The sequence below is a fragment of the Streptomyces sp. NPDC127595 genome, assembly GCF_042671685.1.
GTDB lineage: Bacteria > Actinomycetota > Actinomycetes > Streptomycetales > Streptomycetaceae > Streptomyces.
The window spans coordinates 1-16,700 of the sequence record NZ_JBHXWK010000007.1 but is presented as its reverse complement, the minus strand read 5'-3'; the positions used below and the strand labels follow the sequence as shown (position 1 = coordinate 16,700).

The 16,700-nt window shown below is 70.8% G+C and carries 16 protein-coding genes and 1 pseudogene; 7 read left to right on the top strand and 10 right to left on the bottom strand.

The features are described 5' to 3' along the window. The first annotated feature begins 266 nt into the window (after window positions 1-266). Together ACFVKT_RS22785 and ACFVKT_RS22780 are read left to right on the top strand one after the other, a co-directional pair. Window positions 267-752: a hypothetical protein gene (locus ACFVKT_RS22785; protein ID WP_385734274.1), complete on the top strand. Its 486-nt coding sequence runs from the start codon at window positions 267-269 to the stop codon at window positions 750-752. A gap of 5 nt (window positions 753-757) precedes the next feature. After that, entirely contained in the window at window positions 758-2,116 is a 1,359-nt protein-coding gene (locus ACFVKT_RS22780) for a DUF2252 domain-containing protein (RefSeq protein ID WP_385734272.1), read from the top strand. Window positions 2,117-2,183: 67 nt separating this feature from the next. Here the strand turns inward: ACFVKT_RS22780 and ACFVKT_RS22775 are convergent. Continuing rightward, window positions 2,184-2,933, bottom strand: a pseudogene (locus ACFVKT_RS22775) (alpha/beta hydrolase); the annotation flags it as partial. A gap of 273 nt (window positions 2,934-3,206) precedes the next feature. On the opposite strand from ACFVKT_RS22775, the gene ACFVKT_RS22770 reads away from it, so the two are divergent. Next, window positions 3,207-3,518, top strand: a complete 312-nt coding sequence (locus tag ACFVKT_RS22770) for a hypothetical protein (RefSeq protein WP_385734270.1) — start codon at window positions 3,207-3,209, stop codon at window positions 3,516-3,518. Between the two features lie 16 nt (window positions 3,519-3,534). Here ACFVKT_RS22770 and ACFVKT_RS22765 read toward each other — a convergent pair whose 3' ends face one another. The 4 genes from ACFVKT_RS22765 to glnA form a co-directional block, all read right to left on the bottom strand. Next, window positions 3,535-4,119: a hypothetical protein gene (locus tag ACFVKT_RS22765; protein WP_385734268.1), complete on the bottom strand. Its 585-nt coding sequence runs from the start codon at window positions 4,117-4,119 to the stop codon at window positions 3,535-3,537. Between the two features lie 2 nt (window positions 4,120-4,121). Beyond that, window positions 4,122-5,042 (bottom strand): zinc metalloprotease HtpX, encoded by a 921-nt coding sequence (htpX, locus tag ACFVKT_RS22760; protein ID WP_385735000.1) that lies wholly within the window; start codon window positions 5,040-5,042, stop codon window positions 4,122-4,124. A gap of 150 nt (window positions 5,043-5,192) precedes the next feature. Next, the gene (locus ACFVKT_RS22755) at window positions 5,193-5,447 is read right to left on the bottom strand and encodes a hypothetical protein (RefSeq protein WP_385734267.1); all 255 of its coding nucleotides are present in this window, start codon (window positions 5,445-5,447) and stop codon (window positions 5,193-5,195) included. 137 nt (window positions 5,448-5,584) lie between these two features. Beyond that, the gene (glnA, locus tag ACFVKT_RS22750; protein ID WP_385734265.1) at window positions 5,585-6,994 is read right to left on the bottom strand and encodes a type I glutamate--ammonia ligase; all 1,410 of its coding nucleotides are present in this window, start codon (window positions 6,992-6,994) and stop codon (window positions 5,585-5,587) included. Between the two features lie 199 nt (window positions 6,995-7,193). Here glnA and ACFVKT_RS22745 point away from each other — a divergent pair, with 199 nt between their 5' ends. The 3 genes from ACFVKT_RS22745 to ACFVKT_RS22735 all read left to right on the top strand — a co-directional run bounded on the left by ACFVKT_RS22745 (window position 7,194) and on the right by ACFVKT_RS22735 (window position 9,913). Beyond that, the gene (locus ACFVKT_RS22745; RefSeq protein ID WP_385734263.1) at window positions 7,194-7,661 is read left to right on the top strand and encodes an RDD family protein; all 468 of its coding nucleotides are present in this window, start codon (window positions 7,194-7,196) and stop codon (window positions 7,659-7,661) included. Window positions 7,662-7,869: 208 nt separating this feature from the next. Further along, complete coding sequence (locus ACFVKT_RS22740; RefSeq protein WP_385734261.1) at window positions 7,870-9,093, top strand: acyl-CoA dehydrogenase family protein; 1,224 nt, start codon at window positions 7,870-7,872, stop codon at window positions 9,091-9,093. A 286-nt stretch (window positions 9,094-9,379) separates the two neighbouring features. Then, a complete protein-coding gene (locus tag ACFVKT_RS22735) occupies window positions 9,380-9,913 on the top strand; it encodes a flavin reductase family protein (protein ID WP_385734259.1) in 534 nt (177 codons plus the stop codon). Between the two features lie 131 nt (window positions 9,914-10,044). Here the strand turns inward: ACFVKT_RS22735 and ACFVKT_RS22730 are convergent, their stop codons facing one another. The 4 genes from ACFVKT_RS22730 to lipB form a co-directional block, all read right to left on the bottom strand. Continuing rightward, on the bottom strand, window positions 10,045-10,743 hold the full coding sequence (locus ACFVKT_RS22730; protein ID WP_385734257.1) for a DUF4191 domain-containing protein: 699 nt from the start codon (window positions 10,741-10,743) through the stop codon (window positions 10,045-10,047). 88 nt (window positions 10,744-10,831) lie between these two features. Then, window positions 10,832-11,029: a hypothetical protein gene (locus ACFVKT_RS22725; protein ID WP_384384971.1), complete on the bottom strand. Its 198-nt coding sequence runs from the start codon at window positions 11,027-11,029 to the stop codon at window positions 10,832-10,834. Between the two features lie 371 nt (window positions 11,030-11,400). Next, complete coding sequence (lipA, locus tag ACFVKT_RS22720; protein WP_365444519.1) at window positions 11,401-12,366, bottom strand: lipoyl synthase; 966 nt, start codon at window positions 12,364-12,366, stop codon at window positions 11,401-11,403. A 123-nt stretch (window positions 12,367-12,489) separates the two neighbouring features. Further along, window positions 12,490-13,296, bottom strand: coding sequence for a lipoyl(octanoyl) transferase LipB (lipB, locus tag ACFVKT_RS22715; RefSeq protein ID WP_385734255.1), 807 nt, complete (start codon window positions 13,294-13,296; stop codon window positions 12,490-12,492). Between the two features lie 308 nt (window positions 13,297-13,604). Here lipB and ACFVKT_RS22710 point away from each other — a divergent pair, with 308 nt between their 5' ends. Further along, window positions 13,605-15,044: a regulator gene (locus ACFVKT_RS22710; RefSeq protein ID WP_385734253.1), complete on the top strand. Its 1,440-nt coding sequence runs from the start codon at window positions 13,605-13,607 to the stop codon at window positions 15,042-15,044. A 3-nt stretch (window positions 15,045-15,047) separates the two neighbouring features. On the opposite strand, the gene ACFVKT_RS22705 is transcribed toward ACFVKT_RS22710, so the two are convergent. Beyond that, window positions 15,048-16,424 carry an NAD(P)/FAD-dependent oxidoreductase gene (locus ACFVKT_RS22705; RefSeq protein WP_385734251.1) on the bottom strand — a complete coding sequence of 459 codons (1,377 nt, stop codon included), beginning with the start codon at window positions 16,422-16,424 and terminating at the stop codon, window positions 15,048-15,050. Window positions 16,425-16,700 lie beyond the last annotated feature (276 nt).

The window sequence follows — 16,700 nt, the reverse complement described above, 5'->3', positions numbered from 1 at the left end:
CAGCCGGTCCCCCGGGAGGACAGCTCGGAACAGTCCGGATAGCCGGGGACGGACCGGGCAGGGGGCGGAGGGGGCGAAAAACTCCCCGCCCCGCCCCGCACCACCCCCACCTCACCCGATCGCCGTCCCCGGCATGCGCACCCCCCGCTCCCCGCCTTGACTGAGGCAACCGCGAGGAGCAGAACCGGACGAGAGCCACCAAGAGCCGGCGAGAACCAGCGAGAGCCAGCAAGAGCCAGCGAGAGACCGAGACGTCGGGAGACGGCATGAAGAGGCACGGCCCACGGGCCCTGATCCTGGGCGCAGCCGCCACGGCGGCCCTCGCCGCCCCCCTCACCGGCTGCTCGGACGACACCACCCCCTCCGCCGCCGTCTCCCAGGCCGCCTCCGCCGCGTCCTCCCTCGCCTCCGAGGCGGGCAACGCCCTCGCCTCCGCCACCGCCGAGGCAGGCCGGCAGTTCGACGAGTTCAAGAACGGCGTGAACGCCAAGGGCGACGTCAAGGCGAGCGACGTGAGCACCGACTCCGACGGCCGCTCCACCGCCAAGGTGACCGTCACCAACTCCACCTCCGCGTCGAAGTCGTACGCCGTCCAGATCGACTTCCGCGACCAGAGCGGCAACCTCCTCGACACGGCCGTCGTGACGGTCGACGACGTCGCCGCGGGCGCCGCCAAGGACGCCACCGCCCGCAGCAACCGCACACTCTCCGGCGAGGTCACCGCCGAAGTGGCCAGAGCCGTGCGGAACTGACGACCATGGCCCCGACCGGCGCCGCGGCCACCGCGGCGGACCGCGCCGCGCAGGGCAGAGCGGCCCGCAGACGCGTCTCCCGCTCCGAGCACGCAGGCTGGATCCCCGGTGTCGGCCGGCCCGACCCCGTCGCCGTACTGGAACGGCAGGGCAGGAGCCGCCTCCAGGAACTGCTGCCGATCCGGTACGGGCGGATGACCGCGTCACCGTTCGCCTTCCTGCGCGGCGCCGCCGCCGTCATGGCCACCGATCTGGCGGCCCAGCCGCACACCGGGCTCACCGTCCAGCTCTGCGGCGACGCGCACCTTCTCAACTTCGGCCTGTATGCCTCCCCGGAACGCACCCTGCTCTTCGACCTGAACGACTTCGACGAGACGCACCCGGGCCCCTTCGAGTGGGACGTCAAACGGCTCGCGGCCAGCGTCGCGGTGGCGGCCCGCGAGAACGGGCACGCCGAGACGCAGGCCCGCGGCGCGGCCCAGGCTGCGGTGGGCGAGTACCGGGAGAGCATCCGGCGGCTCGCCGGGAAGGGCGAACTGGCCGTCTGGTACGAGCGCATCGACGCCGAACAACTGCTCCCGCTGGTCCGCTCCGCCCGCCACCGCAAGCAGGTCGAGTCGAGCCTCACCCGGGCCCGCCGGCGCACCAGCCTGCACGCGCTCGGCAAGCTCACCGAGACCGTCGGCGGACGCCGCCGCATCGTCCAGGACCCGCCCCTGCTCGAATCCGCCGGAGTCTCCGACATGGCGTCGCTCCGCAAGATCTTCAGCGACTACCGCTCCACGCTCTCCGAGGAACGCCGCCTCCTCCTGGACCGCTACCGCTTCGTCGACGCCGCCCGCAAGGTCGTCGGCGTCGGCAGCGTCGGCACCCGCTGTTTCATCGTGCTGCTGGCCGGGCGCGACGCGGACGACCCGCTGTTCCTCCAGATCAAGGAGGCCGGCAGGTCCGTACTCGAAGAGCATCTGCCCAACGGCCCGTACGTCCATCCAGGGCACCGGGTCGTCGCGGGGCAGCGCCTGCTGCAGGCGGCGAGCGACATCTTCCTGGGCTGGATGACCGGGCCGCAGGGACGCGCCTTCTACTGGCGTCAACTGCGCGACATGAAGGGCTCAGCGGATGTCGCCGGGATGGCCCCCGACGAACTGGTCGCCTACGCCCGCCTGTGTGGCACCGCCCTGGCCCGCGCCCACGCCCGCTCCGGCGACCGCATCGCGATCGCCGCCTACCTGGGCGGCGCCGACACCTTCGACCGCGCCGTCGCGGACTTCGCGCTGCGCTACGCCGACCAGAACACCGTCGACCACGCGGCACTGGGCGCCGCCGTGACGGCCGGGGTGGTCACGGCGACGCAGGGAGTGTGAGCCCGCCGGCCCGGACTCGACGCCGGACCGTCGCCCCCATGCGCCGCGCCCGATGCGGCCGCCCCTACTCTCCGAGCCCGGTGAGAACGGCGTCCACGAACCGCCGCCGGTCCTCGGCATGGTCGCGGAACCACAGGCCCAACATGTGCTCAGCGCCGGGCAGTTCGAGCCGGCTGAAGCGGGAGCGGGTGGTGAGCGCTTCCGTCACGGCCTCGGTCACGGCGGGCGGGATCACGGTGTCCGTGCCCGGCACGGCGAGCACCGCGCGCCCGGCGTACGCCCGCAGGACGCCGAGCGCGGGGGCCTGACGCCAGCTGTCCGGCGTACGGATGATCTCGCTGAAGCGGCTGTCGCCGTTCCCGAACGGGACCGGCCACGCCTCGGCGCCGTACACGGCGGGCGCGCACAGGCCCAGCGCCACCGCTCGCTCCCCGTAGTGCCCAGCGAGGTCGGCCACCGTCTGGCCGCTCATGCTGAACCCGACGAGGATCAGCGGAGTGTCCGCAGGCAGGGTCGCGTCGATGACGGCGACGGCCTGCTCGAAGCGCTTCTTGAGGCTCAACTCGCCCAGCGCGCCCGAGCTTTCGCCATGCCCGGAGAAGTCGAGCGCGAGGCCTCGGCAGCCGCGTGCGACGAACTCCTCCAACAGAGGGAGCAGCCGTTCCTTGCTGCCGAGGCCCGCGCCGTGCAGCAGAACGACGGTGGCTGTCGTACCACCGCCGTCTCCAGCACCGCCGGCTGATTCGCCGTCACCGCCCGATGCGCTGACGCAGCTCAGTCGTTCACCGTCATGGTCGTATGTAAATGGGAAGAGCACCCCTCATTTACTCATGCCCCCATATGAGTAGGCGCAGGTGAGGGATATGTCCACGGAAATGCAGATGCGCCCCGACAGGCCGCTTCCCTACGCTGGAGAGGCGTTCCGGAGGAGCCGAGCACCGCTTTCCTCCGGACAGGCATCAGTGGGCGGACTCAGGGCTACTCTCTACGCACCGACGGACGGCAGCCTCCCCCAGCGCCCCGTCGTTTCATCCGGAAACACCTTCACTCCATCAAGATCCAGTCACCCACGCACGCAAGGAGTCCCGTCATGGGAACCTTGATCATTTCAGCGACCGCGATCCTGGTCGTCATGGGCTTCTCCAACCACGTTCTCTGGCTCGCGGCGGTCGCCCTGCTCTTTCTGTACGTCCGCTACGGCCGTACAAGCGACGGTTCATCGGCGACGTCCGCGCCGGGTTCGGCGCCGGGAGCCGCCTCGTCGGGCGCGTCCGGAGCCGGGGGCCGCGCGGACTCCACCTACCGCGCGTACCGCGCCCGCCGTGACCGTCAGGCCAAGTGGGAGCGCCGTTACCGCCGCGAACGTCCGCTGGAGGCGCGGCGCCAGGAGCGCAAGAAGTAGACAGTCGCGCCCCGGGTCACAGGCCCGGGGCGCCCCAGATCGGGAACCAGCGGCTCAGGTCCTGCTCGATCCGCAGATCGTCGGTGAGCGCGGCCTTGATCTGCAGTTCCAGTGAGTTGTCGCGCTGCTGCTCCGTACCGGCCAGCGGCGCGAAGGGGTAGAACGTGCCGCGCTTGTAGAGATAGACGAGCCCGAGCCGCCGCTGCTCGCTGTCCTGGAAGCCCGCCACCGAGCAGAGCAGTTGCGGCCCGAAGCCGCTGCCCTCCAGCGCGGTGTTCACCGCGTGCAGATCACTCACCAGCGCCGGCAGGTCGTCGGGGTCCCGCCGCGAGACCAGCCACGAGTACCCGTACTCGTCCCGGCTGATCTCCACCGGGGAACTGTCCCTCTCCGCGTCCGCGTCCAGCAGCGCCTGGACCTCCTGACGCGCCTCGGCGAACGCCCCGCCCTCGACGGTCGCGAAGCACACCGCGCCCGTCCCCGTCGGGGTGAAGCCGGCGGCCGCCTGCAAGGTGATGGCGGCCGACGGCAGGGCGAAGAGCTGGTCGAGGTCGGGCGCGACGGGTCTGCTGCGCCCGAGCAGGATGTCCAGGAGCCCCATGCTCAGCCGGCCTTCCCGGGGGTCGCCGGCTCGCCCAACTCGGCCGAGATGCGTGCCAGTTGTTCGAGCCGCTGCTCCAGGCTCGGGTGGGTGGAGAAGTACTTCGCCACGCCCGGTTCGGCGCCGAGGGCGGGGGTGAAGTAGAAGGCGTTGAACGCCTGGGCCGTACGCAGGTCCTTGGTCGGGATCTTCGCGATGTCCCCGGTGACCTTGGTCAGCGCGGACGCCAGCGCCGAGGGCCGTCCGGTGAGCTGGGCCGCGGCCCGGTCGGCGGCCAGCTCGCGGTACCGGGACAGTGCCCGGATGAGCAGGAAGCTGATCGCGTACACGGCCGCGGAGACCGTCATGACGGCCATGAACACCATCGCGGTGTTCTGGTCCCTGCGCCCGCCGCCCAGGAGCTGCGAGTAGAAGGCGAACCGCACGATCAGCCCGGCGATCACGCCGAGGAAGGAGGCGATGGTGATCACCGCGACGTCCTTGTGGGCCACGTGCGACAGCTCGTGCGCCAGCACACCTTCGAGTTCGTCGGGTTCGAGCCGCCGCAGCAGCCCGGTGGTCACACACAGCACGGCGTGATCGGGGTTCCGCCCGGTCGCGAACGCGTTGGGCATGTCCATATCGGAGATGGCGACGAGCGGCTTCGGCATGTCGGCGACGGCACACAGCCGGTCGACCACCCCGTGCAGCTGCGGGTACTCCTCCCGCTGCACGATCCGCCCGCGCATCGCGAACAGCGCGATCCGGTCCGAGAACCAGTACTGCGCCCCGAGGAATGCCGCCGCGATCACCACGACCAGCACCCAGGACTTCATCAGCACGATCAATCCGGCGATGAAGGCCACGTACAGCAATCCGAGCAGAAACAACGTGACCGTCATCCTGACGGTCAGCCGCCGATCGCTCTGGAACCGGCTCTGCATCATGCATCACCCCACACTCGGGCACTCGTCCCGACTTCCATTGTGCGCCCGCCCACCCCCAATAACAGGCCCCGATCCACCCCACAGCGGGCAAAGACCTGCCCTGTCAAGAGCCACTTATTTATGGGGAGTGGACACAGGGACCGCCGGTCAGGGCGGCGGCGGCATCGCCGTGAAGTTCTCGCCGCCGTACAGGGACTCGTAGGTGATCTCGATCAGCAGCCGTCGGGTGACCAGATCCCAGAACCAGCTGTGCTCGGCCTCGCTGAACGGCTGTATCTGAAGCAGGGGCCTGACGGACTGGCGGTTGTGCAACCGCGTGGCCTTGGTCTGCGAGTAGCTGATCCAGAGCGAGCCGAGCGCTATCGCCGTCGCCGCTATGGCCGTGACCGTGTCCGAGTTCAACTTGGCTGCCCCCCACGACGACGGGACCATAGTCCTTCCCGGCCGCCGCGGGCGCCATGCGCCACCGAACAGCACATCGGCCGCGCCTTTCCCGGAGGGAAGGACACGGCCGACGTCGTACGGCTGGTGCGACGTTCTTACACGTCGTAGTACAGCTCGAACTCGTGCGGGTGCGGACGCAGCTGCAGCGGGGCGATCTCGTTGGTGCGCTTGTAGTCGATCCACGTCTCGATCAGGTCGGGCGTGAAGACGTTGCCCGCGAGGAGGAACTCGTGGTCGGCCTCGAGGCGGTCCAGGACGGCCGGGAGGGAGGTCGGGACCTGGGCGACGCCCGCGTGCTCCTCGGGAGCCAGCTCGTAGAGGTCCTTGTCGATCGGCTCGGCCGGCTCGATCTTGTTCTTGATGCCGTCGAGGCCCGCGAGGAGCAGCGCCGAGAAGGCGAGGTACGGGTTGCCGGAGGAGTCGGGCGCGCGGAACTCGACGCGCTTGGCCTTCGGGTTCGAGCCGGTGATCGGGATACGCATGGCCGCGGAGCGGTTGCGCTGCGAGTACACCAGGTTGACCGGGGCCTCGAAGCCGGGGACCAGGCGGTGGTAGGAGTTCACCGTCGGGTTGGTGAAGGCGAGCAGCGACGGGGCGTGCTTGAGGATGCCGCCGATGTAGAAGCGGGCGGTGTCCGAGAGGCCCGCGTAACCCGCCTCGTCGTAGAACAGCGGGTCGCCGTTGGCCCACAGCGAGGAGTGGATGTGCATGCCCGAGCCGTTGTCACCGAAGATCGGCTTCGGCATGAAGGTCGCGGTCTTGCCGTTGCGCCAGGCGACGTTCTTCACGATGTACTTGAAGAGCTGGAGGTCGTCGGCCGCGGCGAGCAGCGTGTTGAACTTGTAGTTGATCTCGGCCTGGCCGGCAGTGCCCACCTCGTGGTGCTGGCGCTCGACCTGGAGGCCGGACGCGGCCAGCTCCAGGGAGATCTCGGCACGCAGGTCGGCGAAGTGGTCGACCGGCGGGGTCGGGAAGTAGCCGCCCTTGTAGCGGACCTTGTAACCGCGGTTGTCCTCGAGGGCGCCGGTGTTCCAGGCGCCCGCCTCGGAGTCGATGTGGTAGAAGGCCTCGTTCGACTTGGTGTCGAAGCGCACGCTGTCGAAGACGTAGAACTCGGCCTCGGGGCCGAAGTACGCGGTGTCGGCGACGCCGGTCGACGCGAGGTACGCCTCCGCCTTCTTCGCCACGTTGCGCGGGTCACGGGAGTACTGCTCGCCCGTGATCGGGTCGTGGATGAAGAAGTTGATGTTGACCGTCTTGTCGCGGCGGAAGGAGTCGACGCGCGCGGTGGACAGGTCGGCGCGGAGCGCCATGTCGGACTCGTGGATGGCCTGGAAGCCGCGGATGGAGGAGCCGTCGAAGGCCAGTTCCTCGGTCGGGTCGAAGGCCTCTGCCGGAATCGTGAAGTGCTGCATCACACCCGGCAGGTCGCAGAAGCGGACGTCGACGAACTTGACGTCTTCGTCCTTGATGAACTTCTTGGCCTCGTCGGCGTTCTGGAACATCCAGCTCCTCCTACTCCCGCCCACTGTGGACCGGGGTGGTAGTTCGTTCGTGCGGCCAGTGCGGTGGCACACGCTGGACCCGACCATAGGGACGGGGGATTTCTCAAGCGTGACCCATTTGTTTCGCCCAAGTTAACCGGACCGGGTCCGCGGCACCCCACCCGTCCACATGTCAAAACGGGCACAGTACCGTGGACGCGTGGACAAGAGGCAAGCAATCGGATCATGGCTCTCCGGACCGCGTGAGGCCCTGGGGGAAGCCGGTGTCGACCTCGGCTACCCCGGTGAGCAGCTCGGACTGCCGCAGACGGGGCCCGGCTCGATCGCCCGCCCCGGCCGCCGCCTCGGCGCCCTGGCCGTCGACTGGGCCCTGTGCCTCTTGATCGCATACGGCCTGCTCACTGACGGCTACAACCAGACGACGGGCAACTGGGCCCTGCTCATCTTCTTCGCCCTCGGCGTCCTCACCGTCGGTACGGTCGGCTGCACCCCCGGTAAGCGCCTGTTCGGCCTGCGAGTCGTCCCCCAGGACGGCGGCCGCCTCAACCCCCTCCGCGCCCTCCTGCGCACCACGCTCCTGTGCCTCGCCCTCCCCGCCCTCATCTGGGACCGCGACGGCCGCGGCCTGCACGACCGGCTGGCCCGCACGATCGAGGTCCGCGGCTAGAGACCCGAGCTCGACGGCTAGACACCACCCCGGTGGCACCCGGCCAGGTGCGACCCCGCGCTCGACTTCCGACGTCGGCCAAGCGCGACCTCGCGCTCGACTTCTGACGCCGGTCGGGTGACGGATCGCCCGGCCCGGCTCGGGGTCCGTTCGGTGGCGAGCCCCGGCGGAGACACTGCGTCCACTCCCGGTGAAGGTGGTGGACAGCATGTCGCACGACAGCAGGCCGACGCACGACAACGAGTCGACGCTCGACAGCAGGCCGACGCACGACAGCAGCTCGACGCTCGTGGCCCGAGCGCCGCAGGTCGCAGAGATCGCGGCCCGGTACAGCGACGAGGCGGAAACCGCCCGTCAGCTCTCCCCGCAGGTGGTCCGCGCGGTGCTGGACGCCGGCTTCGCGCGGCACTTCGTACCGGCCGCCCACGGCGGCGAGCCCGGCGGTTTCGGCGAGCTGACGTCGGCGGTGGCGCTGGTCGGCGAGGGGTGTACGTCAGCGGCCTGGGCGGCCTCGCTGGCCGCCTACGCCGGGCGGTACGCGGCGTTCCTGCCCGAGGCGGGGCAGGCGGAGATCTGGGCGGAGGGGCCGGACGTGGTCCTGGCCGGTGCGCTGATGCCCTCCGGCAAGGCGGAGCCCGTCGCCGGCGGCTGGCGGCTGAGCGGTGAGTGGAAGTACATCAGCGGGGTGCACTTCGCCGACTGGGCGCTGGCCTGCGCGGCGGTCCCGGCCAAGGACGGCGAGGACTCCGCCGACCGCCCCGAGGTGCGGTTCTTCGCGGTGCCGCGGGCCGACTTCTCCATCGAGGACAGCTGGTTCACCGTGGGGATGCGCGGCACCGGCAGCCACACCCTGCTCCTCTCCGACGTCTTCGTGCCCGAGCACCTGACCCTGCCGCGGTCGGCCGTCCACGCCGGCCGCGCGACGGCCTCGGACGCCCGCTGCCACATCGTCCCGATGTACGCCGTGAACAGCCTGCCGTTCGCCGCCCCGCTGATCGGAGCCGCCCGGGGCGCGCTGCGTGCCTGGATCGCGCGGACCGGGCAGCGTGTGGACCGCCGGGGACGGGCCGTCCGCGAGATGCCGTCCGCGCAGGTCTCCCTGGCCCGCTCGGCCGCCGAGGTGGACGCCGCCGAACTCCTCATCCTGCGGACGGCGGCGGTGGCCGACGGCACCGAGTGTCCGCCGGAGGGCGAGGCCGCGGTCCGCGGCGCCAGGGACCTCGCGCTGGCGGTGGAACTGCTCGTCTCGGCCGTCGACCGGGTCTTCCGCGCGAGCGGGACCTCGGGACAGTCCTCGTCCGACCCGGTGCAACGCTTCTGGAGGGACGTGAACAGCGCGGCCTCCCACGTGGCGCTGTCCTTCGAGACCACCGGTGCGGCCTACGGCGCCTGGGCGCTGTCCGGCAACGAGCGGACGGAACCGGTGCGCTGACCGAGGTTCCGGCAGGGCCCCCTCGCGTCACCCGTTCGGCGGCACCTTTCGAACGCCGCCCGCCCTGGGCGAGGCGGCGGGAGGTGCCGCGCCGGCGCAGGTCGCGAGCGCCGCGAGGGACCACTCGCCCGGTTGCCGGCCCGGGACGCCGACGGCATAGTCGTCCTGGATACGCGTGACATCTCGAACACGGTCGGTGGCCGCACATTGCCTTGGCCGACATCCACAATCGCCATGAATGCGGCCACGGCCAGTCGCTCACCTGTCAGTCCTCCGGGAGTTGACGATGGTTCAGCAGATCGATGGCGGTGCGGCCGCGACGACGGAGCGGCAGGACGTGGCGGCCGCCGAGGTCGCCCCCGAGCAGTTCAGGGCCGCGATGGCACGCTTCCCCTCCGGCGTGGTCGTGGTGACCACCCGGTGCGCGGACGGCACCCCCCGGGGATTCACGGCCAGTTCCTTCTGCTCGGTCTCGCTGGACCCGCCGATGATCCTCGTCTGTCTGGCGAACTCGGCCGACTCGGCGGCGTCGTTCGAATGCTGTGACCGTTTCGCGGTGAGCGTGCTGGCCCCGGTCCATCGCCCGCTCGCCATGCGCTTCGCCACCAAGGGCACCGACAAGTTCGCGTCGGGCGGCCTCTGCCTCAGCCCCGACGGGCTGCCGACGGTCGATCAGGCACTCTCCGAACTGGACTGCGCCGCGCACGCCCGCCACCCCGCCGGGGACCACACGGTCCTGATAGGTCTGGTGAGAGGCGTCCGCCTGGGCGAGGGATCCCCGATGGTCTACTACGACCGGGCATTCAGAACCCTGGCCTGAAACAGCCACGCTCCCCGCAACAGCGGCGCTCCCCACAACAGCCACGCTCCCGCAACGAAGATGCTCCCCCCAAACAGAGATGCTCCCCGCCACGAAAGTGACGGGGAGCATCGCAACAAGTAGTACGAGGTTCAGCGCATCTTGCCTCGCGGCATCCGCATCCCCTTCGGCATCGGACCCTTCGGAAGCGGAAGGTTCGACATGATGTCGCCCATCGCACGCAGCCGGTCGTTGGTCGCGGTGACCTGCGGGCCCGCCAGGACACGCGGCAGCTTCAGCATCGTCGTACGGAGCTTCTTGAGTTCCACCTGGCCCTCGCCGGTGCCCACGAGAATGTCGTGCACCGGGACGTCGGAGACGATCCGCGCCATCTTCTTCTTCTCGGCGGCCAGCAGGCTCTTCACCCGGTTCGGGTTGCCCTCGGCGACCAGCACGATGCCGGCCTTGCCGACCGCGCGGTGCACCACGTCCTGGCTGCGGTTCATCGCCACCGCCGGAGTCGTGGTCCAGCCCCGGCCGATGTTGTCCAGCACGGCCGCGGCTGCGCCCGGCTGGCCCTCCATCTGCCCGAAGGCGGCCCGCTCGGCCCTGCGTCCGAAGACGATCGCCGACGCGAGGAAGGCGAGCAGGAGGCCGAAGATGCCGAGATAGATCGGGTGGCCGATCAAGAAGCCGATCGCGAGGAAGACACCGAGGGTGACGATTCCGACAGCCGCGAGTACAAGACCGATCTTGGAGTCGGCCTTGCGGGTCATCTTGTAAGTCAGAGCGATCTGCTTGAGTCGCCCGGGTTCGGCAGCGGCGTCCGCTGCGGTTTCCTTCCTCGCCATGCCGGGAAGTCTACGTGGCCCGGGAAGCGCCGACGACGGCAGTACCGGGGGAGCGTCGACGAGGTGCCGGCGGAGCGCGGGGCGGAGGCTACGAACGCGTCGCGACGGCTTCCAGGACGCGCTGTGCCTCGACCCTGTCCTTGGCGCGGCGGCGGTCCTCCAGGACGGAGGTCCAGGCGTTGCGGCGGGCGGTGCGCTGGCCGCCGCTCATGAGGATCGACTCGACGGCACGGAGTGCATCGGTGAACGACGGAATCGCGGTGGCGCGAACGGGCGCGGCCTGCATGATGGTGTTCCCCCCTCGGGATGGCGGCTCTGGCGGGTGCGGTACGGGGTCTGAAACCAGGGTCACTGATTGGTGTTACCAGGGCGTGACCGACCGGTCAAACACCAATGAAACCTTGATGCACCGGCCCCGATCGCTGACGCGTCCCTGACGGCGCCCCCATCTGCGGGGAAGACCTCGGCCGCATCGAACGCGCCATTGTGGAGGGGGAGTTGCTTGTGTGCCGATTCACACGAAAGCGGTGGCACTGAGTGCCACCGCTTTCGCCGGATCACTATCTACGACAGGTCCGGCCGACTGGGCCGTACGGGGCCGGGGCTCCGTTGCCGTCTTCCTTCTTACGTCGGTTCGGACCACATGCTTACGTCGGCTCAGACCGCCTGCGAGGCGACGTACGCGCCGCGCTTCTCGATGGCCATCTGGTACAGCCGGCCGGCCCGGTAGGAGGAGCGGACCAGCGGACCCGACATGACACCGGAGAAGCCGATCTGGTCGGCCTCCTCCTTCAGCTCCACGAACTCGTGCGGCTTGACCCAGCGCTCGACGGGGTGGTGGCGCACGGAGGGGCGCAGGTACTGCGTGATCGTGACGAGCTCGCAGCCCGCCTCGTGCAGCTGCCGGAGCGCCTCACTGACCTCTTCGCGGGTCTCGCCCATGCCGAGGATCAGGTTCGACTTGGTGACCAGACCGTAGTCGCGGGCCTCCGTGATGACCTTCAGCGAGCGGTCGTAGCGGAAGCCGGGGCGGATGCGCTTGAAGATCCGGGGGACCGTCTCGACGTTGTGCGCGAAGACCTCGGGGCGCGAGGAGAAGACCTCGGCGAGCTGGGCGGGCTCGGCGTTGAAGTCGGGAGCGAGCAGCTCGACCTTGGTGCGGCCGGCCTCGCGGCCCGACGTCTGGGCGTGGATCTGGCGGACCGTCTCGGCGTACAGCCAGGCACCGCCGTCCTCCAGGTCGTCGCGGGCGACGCCGGTGATCGTGGCGTAGTTCAGGTCCATCGTGACGACCGACTCGCCCACCCGGCGCGGCTCGTCGCGGTCCAGCGCCTCGGGCTTGCCCGTGTCGATCTGGCAGAAGTCACAGCGACGGGTGCACTGGTCACCGCCGATGAGGAAGGTGGCCTCGCGGTCTTCCCAGCACTCGTAGATGTTGGGGCAGCCCGCCTCCTGGCAGACCGTGTGCAGACCCTCGCTCTTCACCAGGGCCTGCATCTTCGTGTACTCGGGGCCCATTTTCGCCCGGGTCTTGATCCACTCGGGCTTGCGCTCGATGGGGGTCTGGGCGTTCCGGACCTCCAGGCGCAGCATCTTGCGTCCGTCGGGTGCGACTGCGGACACATCGGCTCCCTGTTTGTTACTGGTCGTAGTCTTCGATTCTTCGGCGTACACCAGCCTACGCCCGTTCGTTTTCACCCTACGAGACGGGCAACCCTGGGGAACAGGGGCCCATTCCCGCCGGGGCTATGCCGACGCCCGCTCGATCTCCCGGGGCAGCAGCTCGGCGTTCTCCAGTACGTCCTTCAGGTGCCGCTCGGCCACCGGGAGAACCTCGCCGATGGTGACGTCGCGGCCCAGCTCGGCCGCGAGCGAGGCCACACCCGCGTCGCGGATCCCGCAGGGGATGATCCGGTCGAACCAGACGTTGTCCGGGTTCACGTTCAGCGCGAAGCCGTGCATGGTGACGCCCTTGGCGACGCGGATGCCGATCGCCGCGATCTTGCGGTCCTCGCGGCGCTGGCCGGCGTTGGAGGGGGCGTACTCCGGACCGTTGAGCCGGGGGTCGAACTCCTCGTCCGTCAGCCGCGGGTCGAAGTCGAGGGAGAGCCCGCCGAGCGCCGGGCGCTGCTCGGCAGGGTCCTTGGCGTCACCGAGGACCCAGACGCCACTGCGGCCCTCGATGCGGCTGGTCTCCAGGCCGAATTCCGCACACGTACGGATAAGAGCCTCTTCCAGACGTCGTACATGTGCTACGACGTCCACCGGGCGGGGGAGCTTCTGGATCGGATAGCCCACCAACTGGCCAGGACCGTGCCAGGTGATCTTGCCGCCGCGGTCCACGTCGATGACCGGGGTGCCGTCGAGCGGCCGCTCGTTGTCCGCCGTGCGCCGGCCCGCCGTGTAGACGGGCGGGTGCTCCAGGAGCAGACAGGTGTCGGGGACCTCGTCCAGGAAACGGGCGGCATGCACACGGCGCTGCTCGTCCCAGGCCTCCTGGTACTCGACCGCCTCCGCACCGAATCCCATACGGACGAACCGCAACTCACTCACGGCAAGCGCCTCCCTCAAAGCTCCGTCAGGCACGCGAAGTACGCGAGGTACCCACGCGAACGGCGCGAGGTACCTGTGTCAGGCATGTAACGCGCCCACGCCACTGTACGTCCGGCCGATGCCCGTCAGCCCAGCGGCCAATCCTCACACGATCGGATGAATGCAGGCCGAATTGTGCGACCACATGCTTACGCTCCGCTACATTCGCGCCGTTCAAGAGGCCAAAAGGGCTGCTCACAGGCAAACCGGGCCACCTCGGCGACCAAATGGCCGCTCGGAGGCCCGAAAGGCAGGAGACCGCACCGCAGATGACGGAACGACCCGCGCAGCGCACCCCCAACCGACAGCTCGCCGCGCTCATCGCAGAAGCGGGGTTCTCCAACGCAGGTCTGGCCCGTCGCGTGGACCAGCTCGGCCTCGAACACGGCCTGGACCTGAGATACGACAAGACATCGGTCACCCGATGGCTGCGCGGACAGCAGCCGAGAGGGACCACGCCCGCGCTCATCGCCGAGGTGTTCACCCGCCGCCTCGGCCGCCGGCTCGGCGCACAGGACATGGGGCTCGACGCCTGCGCCCCCGTGTACGCGGGGCTGGAGTTCGCCGGGTCCCCCGAAGAGGCCGTCGACATCGTCAGCGGCCTGTGGCGCAAGGACTCCGGCAGCCACGCGGAGCTGCGCAAGATCGCCTTCACCCCGGCGGGACTCGTCGTCCCCAGCCGGGACTGGCTCATCGGGAAGGCCGACGACCGGGTGAGCCGCGGCGACCCCGGCCCCGGGCGCGTACCCGCGCAGGGCCGCCCGGCCGTGCCCCGGCAGCGCGGCCAGACGGAGCGCGGCCCCGGCCAGAAGGTCACCGGCGGCGACATCGCGGCGCTGCGCTCGGTGGGCGAGCTGTTCCGCACCCTCGACCACGCCTACGGCGGCGGCCACGCCCGCCAGGCGCTGGTCCGCTACCTGGAACACGAGGCCGAGCCGATGCTGCGCGGCGCATACGGTGAGCAGACCGGGCGCCGCCTGTTCGCCGCCACCGCCGACCTCACCCGGCTCGCCGGCTGGACCTCGTACGACATCGCCGCGCACGGACTCGCCCAGCGCTACTTCGTCCAGGCGCTGCGCCTCTCCCAGGCGGCCGGCGACCGGGCGTACGGCTCGTACGTGCTGGTGACCATGAGCAGGCAGGCGGTCTATCTGGGGCACGGGCGGGAGGCCGTACAGCTCGCGCGGGTGGCCCAGCAGGGCGTCGGGTCGGCGGCCCCGCCCGTGGTGCAGGCGATGCTGCACTCCGTGGAGGCGCGCGGACATGGCGTGCTGGGGGAGGTGCGGCCCTGCACGGCGTCCCTGGTCCGCGCCGAGCGGGCCCTTGAGGCGGCCCGCACCGGCGACGAAGTCCCTTACTGGGCACGGTTCTTCGACGAGGCCCAGCTCGCCGACGAGTTCGGGCACTGCCACCGGGACCTGCAGCAGTACCGGGCCGCCGCGCAGCACGCCGAGCGCTCGCTCCAGTTGCGGGCGCCCGGCTATGCGCGCAGCCGGCTGTTCTGCCGGGTGGTCCTCGCCTCGGCACGGCTCGGGCTCGGGGAGCTCGATCAGGCCTGCCAGTTGGGGGCCGAGGCCGCCGGGCAGGCACTGGAGATGCGGTCCGTCCGGGCCATCGAGTACGTACGGGACTTCGAGCGGCGGCTCGAACCGTACCGGGACGCCGCTCCCGTGCGCGGATACCGGGACCGGGTGGCCGCGCTGGGCTGAGGCTCAGGCCGCCTCCGCCTCCAAGGGCTCCTCCTGTAAGGCGGGCCGGGCGCCCAGGTCCATGAGTACGGCGTGGGCCGCCCGGTGGGCCGAGTGGAGGGCGCCCTGCACCGTGCTCGTGTCGCGGTGGTCCCCGCAGACGTACAGCCCCGCGAGGAGCCGTACCGGGCGGCGAAGGTCGTGCGGCGGGGGCATCGCGGGGACCGCCTCGGGGTCGTGGTGGACCGCGAGGAGCTCCCAGCGCGCGGTCGACGTCCCGTAGAGGCGGGCCAGTTGGGCGCGGACCGCGGCGTCCAGGTGGGCGGCGGCCGGCGGAGTGCCGAGGACGGTCGAGGAGATGAGGGCCCGTCCGGCCGGGGCGCGGGTCGCGTCCACCTCGCTGATGACCGCCGTGTGCGCCACGGGTCCGCTCCTGTCCGCGTCCAGCAGCAGGGCCGGTTCCATGAGCGGGGGCTCGTCCGTGGTGTGGTGCACGACCGTCACCGGGTGGAAGTCCGGCACGTGCAGCCCCGGCAGCAGTTCGGCGGCGGCACGTGCTCCGGTCGCCAACAGGACGGCCCGGCAGGTGAGTTCACCGTGGTCCCGGGTCGTCACGCTGGTGGTGGAGACCGTACCGACCTGTACGCCGGTGTGGACCGTGCCCGGTGGGAGGGAGGCCGCGAGAAGCTCCGGGAGCGCGTCCGCGCCGCCCTCCGGCAGACACAGGCGGCCCGTCGCGAAGGAGTGCAGCGCCAGGTCGGCGCAGCGGCTGGAGGTCCGCAGCTCCGGGTCGCAGAGCAGCGCGGCCAGCAGCGGACGCAGGAATCCGTCGACCGTGCGGGGTGGCAGGCCCCGGGCGGCCAGCGCCTGCGCGGCGGGGAGATCCGGGCGGGCGAGGAGACGGGCCGGCGGGGTGGCGGCGAGGCGGGCGAGCGCGGTGGTGAGACGGGTCTGGTCGAGGGGCCCGCCGAGCGGCCCGGGCCGGTGCGTTCCGCTCTGGGGGCGCGGCCGGGGGAGACGGGGGGCGCTCGCGAGGGCGCGTGCGGCGGTGAGTGCGCCCCTCGCGCTCCGAGGGGTGGCGGGAGGGCTCGCGCGATGGTGCCGGCCGTCGCTGTGGAGCAGGACGCCCGGGGAGAACGGGCGCAGGGTCAGGGTGTTCAGACCCGGGGTGCGGAGCAGTTCGGGGTACGCCGTGGACAGGAGCCGGCCCGCGCGGTCGAGCCGGAAGCCGTCGATCTTCTCCGTGGACATGCGGCCCCCCACGTGGTGGGCCGCCTCCAGGACGGTGGCCGTCAGGCCCGCCCTGGTCAGATGCTGGGCGGCGGCGAGGCCGGCGACCCCGGCCCCCACGATGACCACGTCCACGTCCACGTCTTGCGCCGGGCGAGCGGGCTCTGGCACGTGCTCCTCCTCGAGGTTGCGCGGCGGCCTTGCCGGGTGGGGACGTCATGCCCCCAACGGGCTTCTGGAATACCCGAGTTCGGATCTCGGATCGAGGTTAGGCGCGCGACCGGGGGAGGGAAGGTGCGCGGGGGCCGTGCATGGTGGCATGGGGGTGCGCGGGTGGCGGGGGTCTGGTTTCTCGCCCCCTCCGCCCCTGCCCGTCCCTTGTTCCTGGGGCTCCGCCCCAGACCCCGCTCCTCAAACGCCGGAGGGGCTGAAAATCTTTAGCCCGTC

Bases quoted from the DNA above. Each gene is read 5' to 3' on its own strand.
- ACFVKT_RS22740 (WP_385734261.1), top strand. From the start codon at position 7,870: ATGTCGCACGACAGCAGGCCGACGCACGACAACGAGTCGACGCTCGAC.
- ACFVKT_RS22780 (WP_385734272.1), top strand. From the start codon at position 758: ATGGCCCCGACCGGCGCCGCGGCCACCGCGGCGGACCGCGCCGCGCAG.
- ACFVKT_RS22785 (WP_385734274.1), top strand. From the start codon at position 267: ATGAAGAGGCACGGCCCACGGGCCCTGATCCTGGGCGCAGCCGCCACG.
- htpX (WP_385735000.1), bottom strand. From the start codon at position 5,042: ATGCAGAGCCGGTTCCAGAGCGATCGGCGGCTGACCGTCAGGATGACG.
- ACFVKT_RS22725 (WP_384384971.1), bottom strand. From the start codon at position 11,029: ATGCAGGCCGCGCCCGTTCGCGCCACCGCGATTCCGTCGTTCACCGAT.
- glnA (WP_385734265.1), bottom strand. From the start codon at position 6,994: ATGTTCCAGAACGCCGACGAGGCCAAGAAGTTCATCAAGGACGAAGAC.
- ACFVKT_RS22710 (WP_385734253.1), top strand. From the start codon at position 13,605: ATGACGGAACGACCCGCGCAGCGCACCCCCAACCGACAGCTCGCCGCG.
- ACFVKT_RS22730 (WP_385734257.1), bottom strand. From the start codon at position 10,743: ATGGCGAGGAAGGAAACCGCAGCGGACGCCGCTGCCGAACCCGGGCGA.
- ACFVKT_RS22765 (WP_385734268.1), bottom strand. From the start codon at position 4,119: ATGGGGCTCCTGGACATCCTGCTCGGGCGCAGCAGACCCGTCGCGCCC.
- ACFVKT_RS22735 (WP_385734259.1), top strand. From the start codon at position 9,380: ATGGTTCAGCAGATCGATGGCGGTGCGGCCGCGACGACGGAGCGGCAG.
- ACFVKT_RS22770 (WP_385734270.1), top strand. From the start codon at position 3,207: ATGGGAACCTTGATCATTTCAGCGACCGCGATCCTGGTCGTCATGGGC.